The organism is Massilia sp. Masssp93, from assembly GCF_059491295.1.
Window position 1 is genome coordinate 3,108,970 of record NZ_CP168502.1, and the last position, 18,381, is coordinate 3,127,350.

The 18,381-nt window shown below is 68.7% G+C and carries 12 protein-coding genes; 8 read left to right on the plus strand and 4 right to left on the minus strand.

Features of this window, described 5'->3' with window-relative positions; genetic code table 11:
* Positions 1 to 4: 4 nt before the first annotated feature.
* Complete coding sequence (locus ACEN9Q_RS12755) at positions 5 to 715, minus strand: GntR family transcriptional regulator (RefSeq protein WP_495628691.1); 711 nt, start codon at positions 713 to 715, stop codon at positions 5 to 7.
* A gap of 3 nt (positions 716 to 718) precedes the next feature.
* Positions 719 to 3,643, minus strand: a complete 2,925-nt coding sequence (locus ACEN9Q_RS12760) for a glycoside hydrolase family 2 protein (protein WP_495628692.1) — start codon at positions 3,641 to 3,643, stop codon at positions 719 to 721.
* Positions 3,644 to 3,816: 173 nt separating this feature from the next.
* Here ACEN9Q_RS12760 and ACEN9Q_RS12765 point away from each other — a divergent pair, with 173 nt between their 5' ends.
* From ACEN9Q_RS12765 to ACEN9Q_RS12780, 4 genes are all read left to right on the plus strand, one after another.
* Positions 3,817 to 5,475, plus strand: coding sequence for a right-handed parallel beta-helix repeat-containing protein (locus tag ACEN9Q_RS12765; RefSeq protein ID WP_495628693.1), 1,659 nt, complete (start codon positions 3,817 to 3,819; stop codon positions 5,473 to 5,475).
* Complete coding sequence (locus ACEN9Q_RS12770) at positions 5,472 to 6,032, plus strand: NF038129 family PEP-CTERM protein (RefSeq protein WP_495628694.1); 561 nt, start codon at positions 5,472 to 5,474, stop codon at positions 6,030 to 6,032. The genes ACEN9Q_RS12765 and ACEN9Q_RS12770 overlap by 4 nt, the downstream gene beginning before the upstream one ends.
* A gap of 108 nt (positions 6,033 to 6,140) precedes the next feature.
* Positions 6,141 to 6,950, plus strand: a complete 810-nt coding sequence (locus ACEN9Q_RS12775; protein ID WP_495628695.1) for an NAD-dependent epimerase/dehydratase family protein — start codon at positions 6,141 to 6,143, stop codon at positions 6,948 to 6,950.
* A gap of 355 nt (positions 6,951 to 7,305) precedes the next feature.
* Positions 7,306 to 8,055 (plus strand): FadR/GntR family transcriptional regulator, encoded by a 750-nt coding sequence (locus ACEN9Q_RS12780; RefSeq protein ID WP_056450216.1) that lies wholly within the window; start codon positions 7,306 to 7,308, stop codon positions 8,053 to 8,055.
* Positions 8,056 to 8,098: 43 nt separating this feature from the next.
* On the opposite strand, the gene ACEN9Q_RS12785 is transcribed toward ACEN9Q_RS12780, so the two are convergent.
* On the minus strand, positions 8,099 to 9,841 hold the full coding sequence (locus tag ACEN9Q_RS12785) for a methyl-accepting chemotaxis protein (protein ID WP_056450218.1): 1,743 nt from the start codon (positions 9,839 to 9,841) through the stop codon (positions 8,099 to 8,101).
* 161 nt (positions 9,842 to 10,002) lie between these two features.
* A complete protein-coding gene (locus ACEN9Q_RS12790; RefSeq protein ID WP_495628696.1) occupies positions 10,003 to 12,903 on the minus strand; it encodes a TonB-dependent receptor plug domain-containing protein in 2,901 nt (966 codons plus the stop codon).
* Between the two features lie 318 nt (positions 12,904 to 13,221).
* On the opposite strand from ACEN9Q_RS12790, the gene kdgD reads away from it, so the two are divergent.
* The 4 genes from kdgD (at position 13,222) to ACEN9Q_RS12810 (ending at position 18,160) form a co-directional block, all read left to right on the plus strand.
* Entirely contained in the window at positions 13,222 to 14,133 is a 912-nt protein-coding gene (gene kdgD / locus ACEN9Q_RS12795; RefSeq protein WP_495628697.1) for a 5-dehydro-4-deoxyglucarate dehydratase, read from the plus strand.
* A 28-nt stretch (positions 14,134 to 14,161) separates the two neighbouring features.
* Positions 14,162 to 15,742: an aldehyde dehydrogenase (NADP(+)) gene (locus ACEN9Q_RS12800; protein ID WP_495628698.1), complete on the plus strand. Its 1,581-nt coding sequence runs from the start codon at positions 14,162 to 14,164 to the stop codon at positions 15,740 to 15,742.
* A gap of 146 nt (positions 15,743 to 15,888) precedes the next feature.
* Positions 15,889 to 17,280: an MFS transporter gene (locus ACEN9Q_RS12805; protein ID WP_056439896.1), complete on the plus strand. Its 1,392-nt coding sequence runs from the start codon at positions 15,889 to 15,891 to the stop codon at positions 17,278 to 17,280.
* Positions 17,273 to 18,160 carry an SMP-30/gluconolactonase/LRE family protein gene (locus ACEN9Q_RS12810; protein WP_495628699.1) on the plus strand — a complete coding sequence of 296 codons (888 nt, stop codon included), beginning with the start codon at positions 17,273 to 17,275 and terminating at the stop codon, positions 18,158 to 18,160. The genes ACEN9Q_RS12805 and ACEN9Q_RS12810 overlap by 8 nt, the downstream gene beginning before the upstream one ends.
* The last annotated feature ends 221 nt before the right edge of the window (positions 18,161 to 18,381 follow it).

Sequence of the window (18,381 nt, forward strand, 5' to 3'; positions counted from 1 at the left end):
CTGCCTACGCCGGCGGATAGTCCGGCGGCAGCAGCATGTCGGGAAAGCGCTCGCGCAATACGTCCAGCGCCTGCAGGGTGCCCGACAGATGATCGCGCACGGCGCGCTGGGCCCCCGCCGCGTCGCCGCGCGCGACGCAGCGCGCGATCCGGCCGTGCTGCTGCAGGATCGACTGCGCCTTGCCGTTCAGCGGCAGGTGCAGGCGGCGCAGGCGATCCAGGTTGCCGCTGCAGCGGCGCGTCAATACCCACAGATCGGGCAATTCGGACGCGTCGTACATGCGCTTGTGGAACTCCATGTCGACGCGCGTAAACTGTTCCAGGTCGCCCGCCGCCAGGCAGCCGCGCTGGCGCGCCACGAGGTCCAGCAGTTGCCTGCCCAGCTCCGGGCGGGGCTCGCGGGCCAGCACCCACGCGATCTCCAGCTCGACGGACAGGCGGAAGAAATGCGCCTGGCGCGCCGCGGCCAGGTCGATGGCGCGCACGCGCGTCTGATGCTGCGGGTAGATGTCGACGAGGCGCTCTTCCTCCAGCCGCAGCAGCGCTTCGCGGATGGGACTCTGCGACAGCTGGAAGTACTCGCACAACGCGGGCCGCGCCAGCACCGTGCCCGGTTTCAGGGCGAGGCCGACGATCCGCGCGCGCAGGTGCTCGAACACCTGCGCGGTCGCGTTGCGCGAGCGGTCCAGGCGGAACGGGACGTCGAGGGCGCTCATCGCTTACGGCCGTTCATAGAACTCCGCCTCCACGATGGACAGCGTGGACGTCGACACGCCCTTCGTTCCCGTCGCCGTATTCGCCTGGTTGGCGACCTCCGTCAGGCGCATGCCGCCGCCCTCCTGCGCACGGCCGTCCAGCGCGATGCGCACCGAGCGGCCCTGGATGGGCTTCAACGGCAGCGTCACATAACCGAGGCTCGTGGGTGTGAGACCGCTCCACGCTTCCTGGCCGTCCACGTACACCTTGAGCGGATAGCTGCGCTCGCGCCAGCCCGTCAGCTTGAGCACCACTTCCGCCAGCCGCGCGGCCCTGGCCAGCGTGTACGTGATCTCGGGCGTGGCGCCGGGCTTGCTCGTCCAGGCGGTCGTCTCGTCGTCGTCGATGGATTTGTTCCCGTCCGGCGCATCGACCGCCGCGACGGGCACGGCCACGCGCGACACGGTGAACGACGGCGTGGCCGGGGTGGGGCCGCGGTCCAGGTGCGCCGGCGGCGCGGGCGGCAGCGCGGCCAGGCCGTCCTGCACGGCCACCGGCCTTGACTCCAGCACCAGTTCTGCCGGCGCCAGGCCCTGTGCGCGGGCGCGGACGACGATGCGGCCGGCCGTCGGCGTCGTGCGCAGCAGCACGCGATTCACGCCGCCCTCCACCGGCAGCGAGCGCGCGAGGATGTCGTTGTCCGGGCCCTGCGCGATGCCGCCGCGCCATTCGGCCGGGCCCTGCACGTCGAAGTCGACGGTATCGAGCGCGAGCGGATTGCGGCGGCCGGCCGCGTCGACGGCCTCCACCTGCACGAGCGCCATGTCGGCGCCGTCGGCGCGCAGGCCGTGCGGCGAGACGATGGGCGTGAGGCGCAGCGCGACGGGGGCGCCGGCCGTCGCCAGCGTCGTCTCGCAGACCTGCTTGCCGTGCGCGTCATAGCCGATGGCCTTGAGTTCGCCCGGCTGCCAGGCGACGTCGCCGAACGTGAACAGGAAGCGCGCGCTCTGCTGCGCGGGGCCGAGCTCTTTCCCGTTCAGGAACAGCTTCACGGTGTCCGCGCTGGAGACGACGGCGACCGGCTTGACCGTCCCCGCAGGATAATTCCAGTGGCCGGCGATGTGGACGCGCGGGTGCTCCACGTCGACCCAGCCGTCCCACATGACCTGGTGCGCGTACCACGCGTCCTTCGGGATGCGCATGGCGTCCACTTCGCCGCTGCGCCGGTAATTCTCGGCGCCGCGGTGGTGGGTGTTCGAGTCCGAGAACACGATGTTCACGCCGCCGCTGGACACGCGCGTGCCGGTGCCGGGCCGCTCGCGCCAGTAGTCGTACCAGCGCTTGACGTCCTCGATGGTGAAGCTGTCCTGGTTACGGTTGTAGGCGCTCGCGTCCTGGCCCTTGTGCAGCGGCCCGTCGCCGTCCTTGTGGTAAGGCGGGCTGAGATCGTCCCAGTATTTGCGCAGCGCCTCGTCGCGCGCGTACTCCATCGCCCACATCGGCATGTCCGCGCTCTTGTTTATGTACAGCATTTCGCCGCCGTATTCCGCGACCTGCTTCAGCTCCCGGCTCAGCATTTCGCGGCTGCCGGACGCACGCCCGCCGTACGGATCGTACTCGTCGCGCAGCGCCTTCATCGCCCGCATGTGGTCCGCGCTCACGCCCTTGTTGCCGCTTTCGTAGAACACGATGCTCGGGTTGTTGCGGTTGTAGACGATGGCGTCGCGCATGGCCTCGAGGCGCTGGCCCCAGCGGCGGTCCTTGACGTCGCCTTCCGAATCGCCGGCCGGCATCGCCTCCATCAGGCCCAGGCGGTCGAGCGATTCGACGTCCTGCTTCCACGGCGTCACGTGCATCCAGCGGAACAGGTTCGCATTGCCGGCCAGTGCCAGGCCGTTGCTGTAATCGGAGAGCCACGCGGGCACCGACATGCCGACCGCCGGCCATTCGTTGGTCGTGCGCTGCGCATAGCCGTGCACCTGGATGACGCGGTCGTTCAGCGCGATCATTCCGTTGCGGAACGCCGTCTTGCGAAAGCCGGTGCGGGTCGTGACCGCGTCGAGCGGCCTGCCGTCGACCTTCAGGGTGGTCACGACGTCGTACAGATAGCCGTAGCCCCAGCTCCAGAAGTGCAGGCCGGCGACGGGCGCGTCGGCCTTCAGCGTGACGGTGGCGCCGGGCGCGATGGCCTGCGCGGGTGCGGCGAAATGCGCGACACGCCTGCCGTCGCGGTCGCGCAGCTCGACGTCGTATTCCACCTTGCGCGCCCTGCCCGATGCGTTGCGCACCTGCGATTCGGCGTGGACGGTCGCCTTGCCGTGCGCGATGTCGAAGTCGCGCGCATACACGTACACGCCGGTCGTGCCGAGGCTCGCGAGCAGGGGCAGCGTCTGGTACACGGGCTCCGTCACGTGCAGGCGCACGTTCTTCGACAGCCCGCCGTAATTGGCATAGAAATTCTTGTCGTTCCACTGGAAGCGCTGGCCCGTGGCCCGCTCGCGGTAGTCCCAGCTGTTGTCGGTGCGGACGGCCACGACGTTGTCGCCTTTGAGGAGCGCGCCCGAGATCTCGACGCCGAACGCGTTGACGCCGTTCTCGTGCAGCCCGACGGCGCGGCCGTTGACAAACACCTCGGCGGCCTGGCGCGCGCCTTCGAATTCGAGGAACACCTTCTGGCCCGGCTTCAGGCCGGGCACCCGGAAATGCTTGCGATACCAGGCCACGCCGGTCGCCAGGTCGGCGATGTCCTTGCGGAAGGCGTCGTCCTCGTTCCACGCATGCGGCAGGCTCACGGGCTTCCACGCGCCGTCGTCGAAGCCGGGACGCGCCGCTTCCTGCGGGTCGCCGACGACGAGTTTCCAGCCGGGGTTGAAGTCGTACAGGGCGCGTGCCGCGTGGGCCGGCGCGGCGGCGGCGAGCGCCATCGCCAGGGCAAAACGGAGGTTCATGGAGGTCCAGTCAACGGGAAAGTGGGCACTGAAATATTAGCAGTCCAGTATTCGACCTTTGCGGGGTCCCGCCAATTACTCAACATGCTGAGCGTTCGCCGCGCCCGGATTGACGCCCCTGCCGTTTGGGCAGGTAATGACGGTCCAACAACAACAGCAATCAAGGAGACGGCATGGAATCAAGGCAGCAGTACCTCGTGCGCGGCGCGTTCGCGCTGGCGATCCTGGCCGGCGCGGGCGGCGCGGCGGCGGCGACCTATTACGTGGCCCCTGCCGGCAACGACGCCAACGCGGGCACGCAGGCGGCGCCGTGGGCGAGCTTCGCCAGGGCGCAGTCGGCGGCCGTGGCCGGCGACACCGTGTACTTCCGCGGCGGCGCCTACGTCTACCACGGTGGCCTGAACCAGTGCGCCAGCATGACGGACACCGTCAACGTCATCACCCTGAACAAGAGCGGCGCATCCGGCAAGACGATCCGCTACTGGGCGTATCCGGGCGAAACGCCGGTGTTCGACTTTTCGCAGATGAAGGACAACTGCCGCGTGAAAGGCTTCAACGTGACGGGCAGCTGGATCCACCTGAAGGGCCTGGAAGTGACGGGCGCCCCGCAGCAGCCGGGCAATCTGCTGAACAACGAATCGTGGGGCGTGTGGAACAGCGGCAGCAACAACACCTTCGAGGCGCTGAACACGCACCACCACATGGGTCCGGGCATGTTCATCGCGAAGGGCAGCAACAACCTCGTGCTGAACGTCGACTCGCACCACAACTACGACCCGTACAGCAAGAGCGGCCCGGGGCAGAACGCGGACGGCTTCGGCGTCCACATCGGCGCCAACCAGCCCGGCAACGTGATCCGCGGCTGCCGCGCGTGGGCGAACACGGACGACGGCTACGACACCATCAGCGCGTATTCGCCCGTGCTGATCGAGAACTCGTGGGCGTGGATGATGGGCTACTATCCCGGCACCACGACGTCCGTCCCGGCCGGCAACGGCAACGGCTTCAAGCTGGGCGGCTACGGCGGCGTGTACGTCGCGAACGCGCCGCAGCACACCGCGCGCTTCAACGTCGCCTTCAAGAACAAGGCCTACGGCTTCTACGCCAACCATCATCCGGTCGCGAACTACTTTTATAACAACACGGGCGTCGCCAACCACGCCGACTTCAACATGCTCGGCATCGACCCGAGCGGCGCGGCCATCAGCCTCGGCATCCTGCGCAACAACCTCGCGTGGCAGGGCACGCTCGTGATGAACATGGGCGGCGCGGACGTCGCCAACAACAGCTGGAACCTCGCCAGCGTGTCGGTCACGAGCGCCGACTTCCAGAGCACTCTGCTTACCGGCTGGGACGCGCCGCGCCTGCCGGACGGCAGCCTGCCCCCGCTCCCTTACCTGCGCCTGGCGAGCGGCAGCGACCTGCTCGACAAGGGCGTCAACGTCGGCCTGCCGTACAGCGGCACCGCGCCGGACCTGGGCGCGTTCGAAGGCAGCGCGCCGGTGACGCTGTTCACGGACGCCGGTGCGAACATGACGGTCACGCAGTCGGGCCTCACGCTGAACCGCACGACGCAGCAGATGAGCGGCACGCTCAGCTTCACGAACCGGTCGACCACGACCTACGACGGCGTGCTGATGGCGCGCCTCGACACGTTGAGCGACGGCGTCCTGCTTGCCAACCGCAGCGGCAGCCAGGGCGGCGCGCCGACCCTGACCGTGACGTCGGCCCATCTCGCACCGGGGCAGACGGTGACGTTCCCGCTGGTCTTCTCCAACCCGGCGCACGTCGCCATCGGCTACACGCCGCGCCTGTTCGCGGGCCGGCCATGAAGCGGCTCGCACTCGCCCTGTCCCTGCTGTGCGCCTGCGCCGCGGCCGCCGCCGGCCCGACGTACCACGTGGCCATCGACACGCAGGACCATGCCGGCCAGTCCGGCTACCTCGACTTCCTGATCCTCGGCCAGGCCGCGGCCAGCCCCGTGCACGCGACCCTGAGCGGCTTTGCCGGCATCGCTCCGGATGGCGGCGCCGCGGACATCGCCGCCGGCGACGTGAGCGGCTCGGCGGCGACCGGTGTGGTGCTCGGCAACGGCACCGGCTGGAACGAATTCGGATTCTGGACCCGCTTCACGGGCCAGCTGGCGTTCGACGTCGCCTTCGACATCGACCCGCTGCCCGGCGCCGGCAGCACGCTCGAAGTGGCGCTGCTGGACGCTGGCCTGAACTACCTGGACCAGGACGGCGACGCGCTGGCGTTCGCCACCGTGCCCGGCGCGGCGCCGGTCGTGACGGCGACGGCCGCCGTGCGCCTGCCGGAAGCGCCGGCGCCGGCGCTGTGCCTGACCGGTCTCGCGCTCCTCGGGCTGGCCCGCCGCCGGCGCGCCTGAAGCGGACGGGCTGGTCAACGGGACGGGAACGCTGTTAGCATTGCGGCACGCGGGCCGACCGCGTGTCCGCCTTCCCTTCCCGTATCAAGTAATTAACAGTAAAGAGCGATGACGAAACCATTCAAACGCATCCTGTTCACCGGCGCCGCCGGTAACCTGGGCCGCCGCCTGCGCGAGCGCCTGCACGAATTCGCCGACATCGTGCGCCTGTCCGACGTCGCCGATGTCGGCCCGGCCGCGCCGCACGAGGAAATCGTCCTGTGCGACCTGGGCGACCGCGACGCCGTCATGCGCATGTGCGAGGGCGTCGACGCCATCCTGCACTTCGGCGGCATCTCCACCGAAGAGGAATGGGCGCCGATCATGCAGGCCAACATCCTCGGCATGGTCAACCTGTACGAAGCCGTGCACAAGCTCGGCATCCGGCGCGTGGTCTTCGCCAGCACCAACCACACGATGGGCATGTACAAGACGACCGACCTCGTCGACGCCACGATGCCGCCGCGCGCGGACGGTTACTACGGCGTGTCGAAAGTGTTCGGCGAGACGCTGTCGCGCTATTACTGGGACCGTTTCGGCGTGGAGACCGTGTGCATCCGCATCGGCTACTGCTGGCCGGAAGCGACCAACTACCGCCAGATGGTGACGTGGCTCTCGCTCGACGACCTCGTGCAGCTGCTGCACCGCTCGTTGGTCACACCGCGCGTGGGCCACACGATCACGTTCGGCATCTCCGACAACGAGGGCCGCTGGTGGGACGACCGCCACGCCGCCTTCCTGCGCTACCAACCCAAGGACAGCTCGGCGCAGTTCGCGCACAAGCTGCCGCAGACGGTCGAGTATCCGCCGGCCGACGACATCACCACGTTTTATCAAGGCGGCGTTTTCCTGCACAATGGGCCGAAGTACAAGGCGTGACACGGCCCTGAGGCACGGGTCGGCACGTCACATGTCGTCTGACGTCCGATCTCAACGCCGTCGTTCCCGGGCATCTACACTCCGTCACTCCCGCGCAGCTACATACCGTCGTTCCCGCGCAGGCGGGAACCCAAGTATCGTCGGAGCACGGTTGACTTGGGCCCCCGCCTGCGCGGGGGCGACGGGGGTGTTCGTTGCGGACTTCCCGAATAAACGGGCCCGCCCCGCCAGATGCCCCGACCCGCGCGGGAACTACGGCGTTCTCGTACCGGCCCACATTTTTTTGCAGACTTGTCAGACGACCGAGTCCGCACGGCTATAATCGTGGCCTGGACCCACTGTTTACCACACGCGCATGAACTCGCCGACCGCCCTGCTGCCCGCCCGCAAGAAATACCGCAACCTCGCCCAGGGCGTCGTCGAAGAACTGAGCGCGCGCATCCGCCGCTCGGAATTCAACCCGGGCGACAAGCTGCCGCCGGAATCGGCCATCATGGAGGCATACGGCGTCAGCCGCACGGTGGTGCGCGAGGCGATCTCGCAGCTGCAGGCGGGCGGCCTCGTGCAGACGCGCCACGGCATCGGCACCTTCGTGCTGGAACCGCCGGCGACGACGCTCGGCATCGGCACCGACAGCGTGGTGACGGTGCGCGACGTGCTCGCGATCCTGGAACTGCGCATCAGCATGGAGACCGAGGCCGCGTGGCTGGCCGCGTCGCGCCGCACCGACGAACAGGTGGCGCGGATGGGCGAGGCATTGGGCGAGATGCAGCGCGCGCTGGTGAACGGCCGCACGTCCGTGGAGGCCGACGTGCGCTTCCACCAGCTGATCGCGGAAGCGACCGACAACCGCTACTTCGTCGAACTGCTGGGACAACTGGGCAGCGCGATCATCCCGCGCGCGCGCCTGAACACGCCGGGGCTCGGCGAGGACAAGCCGGCCGACTACCTCGAACGCGTGAACCGCGAGCACGAGGACATCTACAAGGCGATCCTGCGGCGCGATCCGGAGGCGGCGCGCGCCGCCATGCGCACCCATTTGTCGAACAGCCGCGAGCGGCTCCGCGAAGCGCAGCAGCGCCTGCAGGACCACCCCGCGGCCTGACGGCGCAACCGTCGCGCGGGCACGGGGTGCCCGCCCGACGGGATCAACGGTACTGCAGGGCGGCGTTGCGCACGACGGTCAGCGTGGGACGCGCCGCGCGCGGCGCCGGCGCAGGCGCCGCATCGCGCTCCAGCGTGAAGATGCCGACGGCCTGCAGCAGCGACTGCGCCTGCACCTTGAGGCTCTCGGCGGCGGCCGCGGCCTCCTCCACGAGCGCCGCGTTCTGCTGCGTGATGCCGTCCATCTGGTGCACCGCGGTGCTCACTTCGGCGATGCCGTGGCCTTGCTCGTTGCTGGCGCGGGCGATGTCGGCGAGGATGCCGGACACCTGCCGGATCGCGTCCAGGATCTCGTCCATCGTGTTGCCGGCCTGGTCGACGAGGCGGCTGCCCGTCTCCACGCTCTGCACGGAGTCGCTGATCAGGCCCTTGATTTCCTTCGCGGCGCCCGCGCTGCGCTGGGCCAGGCCGCGCACTTCCTGCGCCACCACCGCGAAGCCGCGTCCCTGCTCGCCGGCGCGGGCCGCCTCCACGGCCGCGTTCAGCGCGAGGATGTTCGTCTGGAAGGCGATGCTGTCGATGACGCCGATGATGTCGCTGATGCGCGCCGAGCCGTCCTTGATCTGGCCCATCGTCGACACGACCTGCGCCATCACGTCCCCGCCCTTGCCCGCCACGGTGGTGGCGCGCGCGGCGAGCTCGTTGGCGTTCTGGGCGTTGGCGGCGTTGCGCTGCACGGTCTGCGTCAGCGTCTCCATGGCGCTGGCGCTCTCCTCCAGCGATCCGGCCTGCGCTTCCGTGCGCGCCGACAGGTCGGCGTTGCCGGTGGCGATTTCATCCGTCGCCGACGCCATGCTTTCCGTGCTCGTGCGGATCTTGGCGAGCATGTCGTGCAGGTTGCCGTTGATGGTGGCGATGGCCCCCATCAGCCGGCCCACCTCGTCGTCGAATTCGACGGCGATCTCGCCCGACAGGTCGCCGCCGGCGATGCGGTCGGCGGCGTCGACGGCCTTGTTCAGGTTGCGCATGATGTAGCGGTACACCATGTACAGCGCCGTCGTCGTCAACACGAGCGACACGATCATCAGCGCGATGGCGGCCGTCATGGCGGTGCCCGTCGCGTGCCCGGCAGCGGCGACGGCGGCGCCGGTGCGCTCGTCCAGCAGGCGCAGGAAGTCGTTCAGCGGCACCATGATGCGCGCCTTGTTCCGGTGGTAGGCCGCGTCGTGCATGATGGTGCGGGCGAATTCCGGATTCGGGTCGGCCTTGCGCGTGAAGCCGCCGTGGCCGTCGTCGAACAGGCCCTTGACGGCGTTCATCGCGATGACTTCCGTCTTGACGAGCGCGTCGGAGTCGTCCTGGGCTTCCTTGAGCTTGGCGAACTCCTGGTCGGAAAAGCCGGCCTGGCGCATCAGCTGCTGCAGCGGGACCGTCTGGCCGCTCGACGGCGGGACGGCCACGCCGCCGGCCACGAGGTCCCAGTAGATGCGCTCGTAGTGCTCGGGCCGCGGCTTGGTGCCGTTGCGGATGGCGAGGATGTCCATGTATTGCTGCTCGTAGCGCTCGTCGCCCGTGACGACATAGGTGCGGGCGAGGCGCGTCAGGTCGTCGGAACTCTGGCGCAGTTCGTCGGCCAGCAGGTAGGACCGGTAGCGCGCGTCGCTCGCCTCGGTCGCGCGGCTCTGCGCCGACGACACCCGCGACAACGCGACCAGCATGAGGCCGGCCATCAGCAGCGTCAGGGCCAGCAGGGTGATGAAGGTTTGTTTGATCGTAAGGTGCCGCATGATGTCTCCTCGTTGGACACTTACAATCTATCCAAATCTATCCACGGAAAACAGCAAAACTTGAACAGAAGCTCCAAATGTTTTCTTGACGCAACATATGATGCGCAGCATGCAATGGGCGGCCGGCGCCGCGGCACGTCGCCCGCGCCGCCGGCCGGTTGTCAGAAGCGCATGCGCACGCCGGCCCGGTAGGTCCGGCCGATCACGTCGTACAGGGCCGGGTTGATGCCGATGCTCAGGTTGGTCTGCGGCACCAGCACCGGGCCGCGGTCGGCCAGGTTGTCGATCTTGAAATACAGCATCGATTCCTTGGCAAAACGGTACGTGGCGCCGAAGTCGACGTAGGTGGCGCCCGCGATATGGTTGTCGTAGATGGTCGGATGCGCCGCCGTCGGCAACGGACAGCTGGCCTGGCATTCGATGAATTCATTGCTGAACACGCCGGCGCTGACCCAGCGCTCCGTCAGGCTGACGCCCAGCTTGCCGTCGTCCCACGATTGCGTTACGAGCGCTTTCCACTTGGGCGTGCTGCCCGTCATGTTGCCCGCGCCTTCGCTCGGCGCGGTCCCGGGCACGCCGGGATCGGACACCGCGTGGATCGTGCGCGTGGCCATGCCGCGCAGCGTGAACGCGCCCGGCAGGCCATGGTCGCGCAGGTTCATGCGGTACGCGGTCTCGACGTCGACGCCCCGCGTGTGCAGCGACGCGAAGTTGAAGCTCTGGGCCAGCACGTAATTCGTGCCGGCCGGGCCGTTGATCGACACGGCCGAGCACACGTTCTGGTAGCCGGCGTAGCACAGGTCGACTTCCTGCTGCGGGCCCAGCGAGTTGATCACGTTCCGGACCTTGATGTCGTAGTAATCGACAGAGAGGTTGAAGCCGCGCGCCCACGCCGGCTGGCTCAGCACGATGCCGAACGAATTGTTGCGGGCGACTTCCGGCGCGAGGTCGGGATTGCCGACGTTGCGCTGCTGGACCTGCACCGACGAGCCCTGCGAATTGTTCACCGCCTGGTTGGTGACCGTCATCGCGGCGTACAGCTCGGACAGGTTCGGCGCGCGCACGTCCTTCGAACTCACGGCGCGCAGGCGCAGCCCGTCGATCGGCGTCTTCCACGTCGCGCCGATCTTCCACGCGTTGGCGTTGCCGGCCGTGCTGTACTTTTCCTGGCGATCGGCGATGTTCAGGTTCGCTTCGCCCAGCGTCGCCGATTTCAGGAACGGGATGTTGAATTCGACGTAGGCTTCCTTCACGTTGAACGCGCCGCGGCCGTTGTGGTAATTCCCCGCGAACCAGTTGTCGCCGCCTGCCGCGAGGGTCGTATCGAGCGGATAGCCCGGGCCGTAGCGCGATTGCAGGTCCACGCCGGCGCCGTACGGGTCGCCGTACACCGAGTAGTCCTCGCGCCGCCATTCGGCGCCGGCCGCCATCGAGACCGGTCCGGCCCAGGCCTCGAGCACGTCGCCGTGCACGTTGGCGCTGACGACGTTCTGGCTCGAATCGGTGTGCTGCATCGGACCGTTCAGCGGCGCGATGTACGACCAGCCGGCCATATTGATCGGCACGTCGCCGAAAATGTCGATCGGCTGGCAGCCGTTGGCGCGCGCGGCGGCGTCGCGGCAGACGACGTTGCCGCCGGCGTCGCGCACCGCGTCGATCGCGTAGTTGTAGCGGCGGTTCAGCGTGATGTCCTGCACGTGGATCACGGTCGTGTTCTCGCCATGCTCGGCGTACGCGTCGTACGACCAGTCCTTGCCGAACAGGGCGAAACGGCCGTCCGCGCCCAGCACGACGCGGCGCTGGGTGCGCGTCGGGTGCACCGTGATATTCGCGGGGAATTCCGCGTTCGCGGTGCCGACCTGCATGACGCCGTTCGGATAGCCGGACGCGCAACCGGCCGCGATCGACGCCGGCAGGTAGGCGTTGTCGCACTTGATGCCCAGATTGGCCTGCTTGGCCGCGCCCGGATTCGGCGAGAACACCGACGTCACCTGCGCCCAGTTTCCCGTCACGTAGATTTCGTTGTCCGCGTCGAGATCCCACGACACGCGCGTGTACGCGACCTCGCGGCGGAAATTCATCGCGAGGTTCGTGCCCGCGCCCACGCTGCCGGCCAGGTCGCCGCCCACACAGAAGTTGCCGACGCAATTCGTCCCGTACTGGAACGGCTGCGGCGTGCCGCCCGGGCCGAACGCCGTGCCCTTGAGCGGACCGTCCGTGATCAGGCCGTATTTCGCGTACTGGACGTGCTGCGCGTGCAGGATGCTCTTGTAGCGCGGCGCGCCCGCGGCCTGCATCGCCTTCGTCGATTCCTGCAGCGCCGGGTTCATGTACCAGCTGCGGCCGTTCGCGCCGACTTCGCCGAAGCCCGGCGAATCGACGCCGTTCTCCTTCGTGAATTCGGCGCTCGCCTCGACGTGCAGGCGGTCGTTCGCGAAGCCGCGCCCCCATGCCGCCTGCAGCGTCCCGTTCTTGTCGTCGTGATACTGCGTCATGCCGCCTTCGGCATTGAACTTGAAACCGTTGAACTTCTTGTCCGTGATGAAGTTGACGACACCGCCCACGGCATCCGAGCCGTACGACGCCGACGCGCCGCCCGTCACCACGTCGACGCGCTTGACGAGCAGTTGCGGGAACTGGCTCACGTCCGTCACGCCCGTCACGTTGGCGCCGACGACGCGCTGGCCGTCCAGCAGGGTCAGGGTGCGGATCGTGCCCAGGCCGCGCAGCGACAACGACGACAGGCCCTGCACGCCGCTCGACGTGCTGTACGTGAAGGTCGTGCGGCCGGTGCTGCCCTGCAGGGCCGGCAATTCGGTCAGGGTTTCGAACAGGTTCGGCTTGGCGGCCTTGGCGAGATCGTCCGCCGTCAGGGTCGTCGTCGGCGTCGGCTGGCTGAACCCGCGCGCGGCGATGCGCGAGCCGGACACGACGACGGTGGTCACGGCCTCGGGGCCGGCCGGGGCGCTCTGGCCGTCCTGTGCATATCCCGGCGTGGCGGCAACACCGCACGCACCGGTGACGGCGAGATGGATCAGGGTCTTGCGAAACTGCGTTGGCATATTGTCTCCGTTTTATTGTATCGGTATCGTTTGTTGCCTCTGCTGCTGTTCCTCGGTGGTACATTGTGCGGTGATAACGCTATCTGTTAGCGCTATCACCGCACCGCCCGGATTTTGAACCGTTCCGTAAATATGCGTCCAATAACTTTTATTAATCGTGCAATGCAAGAATCGCATCGAATCCTATGCCACGGCGAGCGCGGCGCCGGTGCGCGCCGAATTTCCTCTTGCCCTTTTCGACGGCCACTTGTACGATGACTGACAATTGTAGTGCGTGCATCCTGCGCGTCGTGCCATCGCCCTTTTCCTGGAGCCTCCATGAATCCGCAAGAACTGAAACAGGTCATGTCGTCCGGCCTGCTGTCCTTCCCCATCACCGACTTCGATGCCGAAGGTAATTTCCGCCCCAGCACGTACATCGAGCGCCTGGAATGGCTCGCGCCGTACGGCGCCACCGCCCTGTTCGCGGCCGGCGGCACCGGCGAGTTCTTCTCGCTGACGCACGACGAATACTCGCAAGTGATCAAGACCGCCGTCGACACCTGCGCCGGCAAGGTGCCCATCCTGGCCGGCGCAGGCGGCCCGACCCGCAGCGCCATCGCGTTCGCCCAGGAAGCCGAGCGCCTCGGCGCCAAGGGCGTGCTGCTGCTGCCGCACTACCTGACCGAAGCGAGCCAGGACGGCCTCGTCGCCCACGTGGAGCAAGTCTGCAAATCGGTGAACATCGGCGTCGTCGTGTACAACCGCGCCCAGTGCCGCCTCACGCCGGAGTCGCTGGAAAAGCTGGCCGACCGCTGCCCGAACCTGATCGGCTTCAAGGACGGCATCGGCGACATCGAACTGATGGTCTCGATCTGGCGCCGCATGGGCGACCGCTTCAGCTACCTGGGCGGCCTGCCGACGGCGGAAGTCTATGCCGCCGCCTATAAAGCGCTGGGCGTGCCCGTGTATTCGTCGGCCGTGTTCAACTTCATGCCCAAGCTGGCGATGGATTTCTACCACGCGATCGCGAAGGACGACCACGCGACGACCAACCGCCTGCTGGACGAATTCTTCCTGCCCTACCTGGCGATCCGCAACCGCAAGGCCGGCTACGCCGTGTCGATCGTCAAGGCCGGCGCGCGCCTGGTCGGCCACGACGGCGGCCCGGTGCGCGCACCGCTGACCGACCTGACGCCGGAAGAATCGGACATGCTGCACAAGCTGATCATCGCCCAGGGCGCCCAATAACCACCGCTACGACCAGGAAAACAGACACATGAGCATCCAAGGTGAAATGATCATCGGCCGCCGCGTCGTGCGCGGCAGCGCCGGCACGACCCGTGCCTTCAATCCGTCGACCCGCGCGCAGATGGAGCCGGAATTCGGCCTCGCGACGGAAGACGACGTCGCCGCCGCGTGCGCGCAGGCGGAACTGGCGTTCGACCCGTACCGCAGCCTGCCGCTCGAACAGCGCGCACGCTTCCTGGAAACCATCGCCGACCGCATCATGGACATCGGCCCGCTGCTGATCGAGCGCGCGTCCGCCGAATCCGGCCTGCCGGCGGCACGCCTGGAAGGCGAACGCGGACGCACCTGCAACCAGCTGCGCCTGTTCGCCAAGGTCGTGCGCGACGGGCACTTCCTGGAAGCGACGCTGGATTCCGCCCTGCCGCAGCGCACGCCGCCGCGCTCCGACCTGCGCATGCGCAAGATCGGCCTGGGCCCCGTCGCCGTGTTCGGCGCGTCCAACTTCCCGCTCGCATTCTCCGTCGCCGGCGGCGACACCGCGTCCGCGCTGGCGGCCGGCTGCCCGGTCGTGGTGAAGGCGCACAGCGCCCACCTGGGCACCTCGGAACTGGTCGGCAAGGCCGTGCGCCAGGCGGCCGAGGACTGCGGCATGCCGGACGGCGTGTTCTCGATGCTGATCGGCGAAGGCCGCGTGGCCGGCCAGGCGCTGGCCGCGCATCCGGCCATCAAGGCGGTCGGCTTCACCGGTTCGCGCCAGGGCGGCCTTGCCCTCGTGCGCACGGCGAACGCGCGCCACGAGCCGATCCCCGTCTATGCCGAAATGAGCAGCATCAATCCGGTGTTCATGCTGCCGGGCGCCCTCGCCGCCGGCGGCGCCAAACTGGCCGGCGCCTTCGTCGATTCGCTCACGCTGGGCGTGGGCCAGTTCTGCACCAACCCGGGCCTCGTGATCGCCCTGGCCGGCAAGGACCTGGACGCGTTCCGCGCCGCCGCCGCCGAGGCCTTGGGCGCCAAGGGCGCGGGCACGATGCTCACCGCCGGCATCCATCAGGCTTACGTCGACGCCGTCGGCCGCCGCTCCGGCATCGCCAACGTGGAACTGGTCGCGCAAGGCAGCGCCGAAGGCACCGGCTGCGCCGCGCAGGCCGCGCTGTACGCCACCGACGCCGCCACGTACATCGCCAGCCCGGCGCTGGACGAAGAGATCTTCGGCCCGGCGTCGCTGGTGATCGCGTGCCGCGACGAAGCCGAGATGCTGGCCGTGGCGCGCCACCTGGAAGGCCAGCTGACGGCCACCGTGCACGCCACCGCCGCCGACCGCGAACTGGCCGCCGGCCTGCTGCCGACGCTGGAGCGCAAGGCCGGCCGCGTGCTGTTCAACGGCTTCCCGACCGGCGTCGAAGTGTCGCACGCGATGGTCCACGGCGGCCCGTTCCCGGCCACGTCCGACAGCCGCTCGACGTCGGTGGGCGCCACCGCCATCGAACGCTTCCTGCGTCCGGTGTGCTACCAGGACGTGCCGGCCGACCTGCTGCCGGAAGCCCTGCGCGACGACAACCCGCTGGGTCTCGCGCGCATGGTCGACGGCACGCTGCAGGTCGCAAAATAATCATCATGTAGACGTTTAGCAGCACCGGGTGGCTGGTACGATGTGCCGGCCACCCCGCCGTCGCCCGCCCATCCGGCGGCGACGGCAACGGCCGGAGGAGACGCCGGCCGCGCACAAGTCGGCACAACCTGATAGAAGGCCTGACCATGACACGCAATCGCACAAGCGACGCCGCCCCGACCGCCGGCGGCAACTTCCGGTGGACCATCTGCGCGCTGCTGTTCTTCGCCACCACCGTCAACTACCTCGACCGCCAGGTGCTGAGTCTTCTCGCCCCTTCGCTGTCGAAGGAATTCGGCTGGTCGAACACCGACTACGCCAACATCGCCGCCGCGTTCCAGTTCGTGTACGCGATCGCCCTGCTGCTCGCGGGCCGCATCGTCGACCGCCTCGGCACCAAGACCGCGTACACGCTCGCCATCGTCATCTGGTCGGGCGGCGCCGTCGCCCACGCGTATTCGATCGAACTCGGCGCCGGCCTCAAGGCCATTCTCGGCCTCGCCGTGCCGGCCTCCGTCCTCGGCTTCATCGTCGCGCGCACGATCCTCGCGATCGGCGAGGCGGGCAACTTTCCGGCCGCGATCCGCGCCACCGCCGAATACTTCCCCAAGTCCGAGCGTTCGTTCGCGACGGGCATCTTCAATTCCGGCGCCAACATCGGCGCGATCCTGGCGCCGCTGACGGTGCCCGTGCTCGCCGCGATCTGGGGCTGGCAGGCCGCGTTCATCTGGATCGGCGGCATCGGCTTCCTGTGGGTCGTGTTCTGGGTGTTCCTGTTCGACGAGCCGGCACGCCAGCGCCGCCTGTCGCGCACGGAACTCGACTACATCCGCAGCGACGACGCCGGCGCCGCGCCGGTGGCCGCGACCGGCCCCGCGCCCGGCTGGCGCACGCTGCTCGGCCTGCGCCAGACGTGGGCGTTCATCGTCGGTAAATTCCTGACGGACGGCGTGTGGTGGTTCTTCCTGTTCTGGCTGCCGAAATACCTGACCGACAAATACGGCATGGCCACGTCCGACCTCGTGCTGCCGCTGGCCGTCCTGTACAGCATGACGATGGTGGGCAGCATCGGCGGCGGCGCGCTGCCGACGCGCTTCATGCGCCGCGGCGACGCGCCGTACGACAGCCGCATGAAGGCCATGCTCATCATCGCCTTCTTCCCGCTCGTCGTGCTGCTGGCGCAGCCGCTGGGCCACTTCGGCTACTGGGTGCCCGTGATCCTGATCGGCGTCGGGGCCTCGGCGCACCAGGCGTGGTCGGCCAACCTGCTGACGATCACGTCGGACCTGTTCCCGCGCCATTGCGTCGCGTCGGTGGTCGGCATCGGCGGACTGGCGGGCGGCATCGGCGGCGTGCTCGTCACCAAGGTCGGCGGCAGGCTGTTCGACTACTACGGCGGCCTGGGCCAGATCCAGACCGGCTACATGATCATGTTCGCGTTCTGCGCGCTGGCGTACCTGGCGGCGTGGATCATCATGAAGATGCTCGTGCCGACCCAGGCGACGGCCCGCCTGCCGGAGGAGCTGGCGCATGCCTGACGCGGTCGTGGAAAGCATCAGTGGCGTGCGCTGCACCGTCGGCGAGAGCCCGGTGTGGCACGCGGCCGAGCAGGCCTGGTACTGGGTCGACATCCCCGCGCGCCGCATCTGGCGCCTGGATCATGCGACCGGCAGCACGCGCCACTGGACGGCGGCCGAGATGGTCGCCTGCATCGCGCCGCGCGCCAGGGGCGGTCTGATCGCCGGCATGGAGACCGGCGTCTTCGCCGTCGACCTGCAGGATGACGGCACCGTGCGCGCCGAGCGCCTCGCCGCGCCGCCGGAACTGGCGCCCGGCATGCGCTTCAACGACGGCCGCACGGACCGCCAGGGCCGCTTCTGGAGCGGCACGATGTGGATGGACATGGCCGCCGCGCTGCCGATCGGCCGCCTGTACCGCTACGACGCGGCCGGGCTGTCGGCGCCGCTCGTCTCCGGCCTCGTCACGCAGAACGGTCTCGCCTGGTCGCCCGACGGCCGTACGATGTACCTGTCCGACTCGCATCCCACGCGCCGCCGCGTGTGGGCGTTCGACTACGACGTGGACGCCGGCGTCCCGCACGACCGGCGCCTGTTCGCCGACATGGCCGCGTACGCGGGCCGGCCGGACGGCGCCACGATGGACAGCGACGGCTGCTACTGGGTCGCCGGGAACGACGGCGGCAGCCTGCTGCGCTTCACGCCGAACGGGAAGCTGGACCGCGAACTGGCGCTGCCGGTGCCGAAGCCGTCGATGCCGTGCTTCGGCGGGCCGGCGCTCGATACCCTGCTCGTCACCTCGATCGTGCAGCCGGGGCGCGAGGACGATCCGCTGGCGGGTGCGGTGCTGCTCGTGCGGCCGGGGGTGTGCGGGGTGGCGGAGGTGGCGTTCGGCGGATGACCGGGATGACGTCGTTCGATGGAACGATGTCGGTGTCCATTCAAGTGCCGGTGGAACGCTCGGGGTCGGCGACCTCCGCCCACACGGATGCAAGCGACATGCGAGCGTCACGCGTGGGCACGGGGTGCCCACCCTACGGGCGCGTGCACGATGTCGTAGGGTGGGCGGCCCCCGCCCGCGCGCACGCGTGCGACACGCGAACGTCGCACGTAAGCACGGTA

Coding starts and splice junctions, on each gene's coding strand:
- ACEN9Q_RS12760 (WP_495628692.1), bottom strand. CDS start 3,643: ATGAACCTCCGTTTTGCCCTGGCGATGGCGCTCGCCGCCGCCGCGCCG.
- ACEN9Q_RS12770 (WP_495628694.1), top strand. CDS start 5,472: ATGAAGCGGCTCGCACTCGCCCTGTCCCTGCTGTGCGCCTGCGCCGCG.
- ACEN9Q_RS12790 (WP_495628696.1), bottom strand. CDS start 12,903: ATGCCAACGCAGTTTCGCAAGACCCTGATCCATCTCGCCGTCACCGGT.
- ACEN9Q_RS12810 (WP_495628699.1), top strand. CDS start 17,273: ATGCCTGACGCGGTCGTGGAAAGCATCAGTGGCGTGCGCTGCACCGTC.
- ACEN9Q_RS12785 (WP_056450218.1), bottom strand. CDS start 9,841: ATGCGGCACCTTACGATCAAACAAACCTTCATCACCCTGCTGGCCCTG.
- kdgD (WP_495628697.1), top strand. CDS start 13,222: ATGAATCCGCAAGAACTGAAACAGGTCATGTCGTCCGGCCTGCTGTCC.
- ACEN9Q_RS12805 (WP_056439896.1), top strand. CDS start 15,889: ATGACACGCAATCGCACAAGCGACGCCGCCCCGACCGCCGGCGGCAAC.
- ACEN9Q_RS12755 (WP_495628691.1), bottom strand. CDS start 715: ATGAGCGCCCTCGACGTCCCGTTCCGCCTGGACCGCTCGCGCAACGCG.
- ACEN9Q_RS12775 (WP_495628695.1), top strand. CDS start 6,141: ATGACGAAACCATTCAAACGCATCCTGTTCACCGGCGCCGCCGGTAAC.
- ACEN9Q_RS12800 (WP_495628698.1), top strand. CDS start 14,162: ATGAGCATCCAAGGTGAAATGATCATCGGCCGCCGCGTCGTGCGCGGC.
- ACEN9Q_RS12780 (WP_056450216.1), top strand. CDS start 7,306: ATGAACTCGCCGACCGCCCTGCTGCCCGCCCGCAAGAAATACCGCAAC.
- ACEN9Q_RS12765 (WP_495628693.1), top strand. CDS start 3,817: ATGGAATCAAGGCAGCAGTACCTCGTGCGCGGCGCGTTCGCGCTGGCG.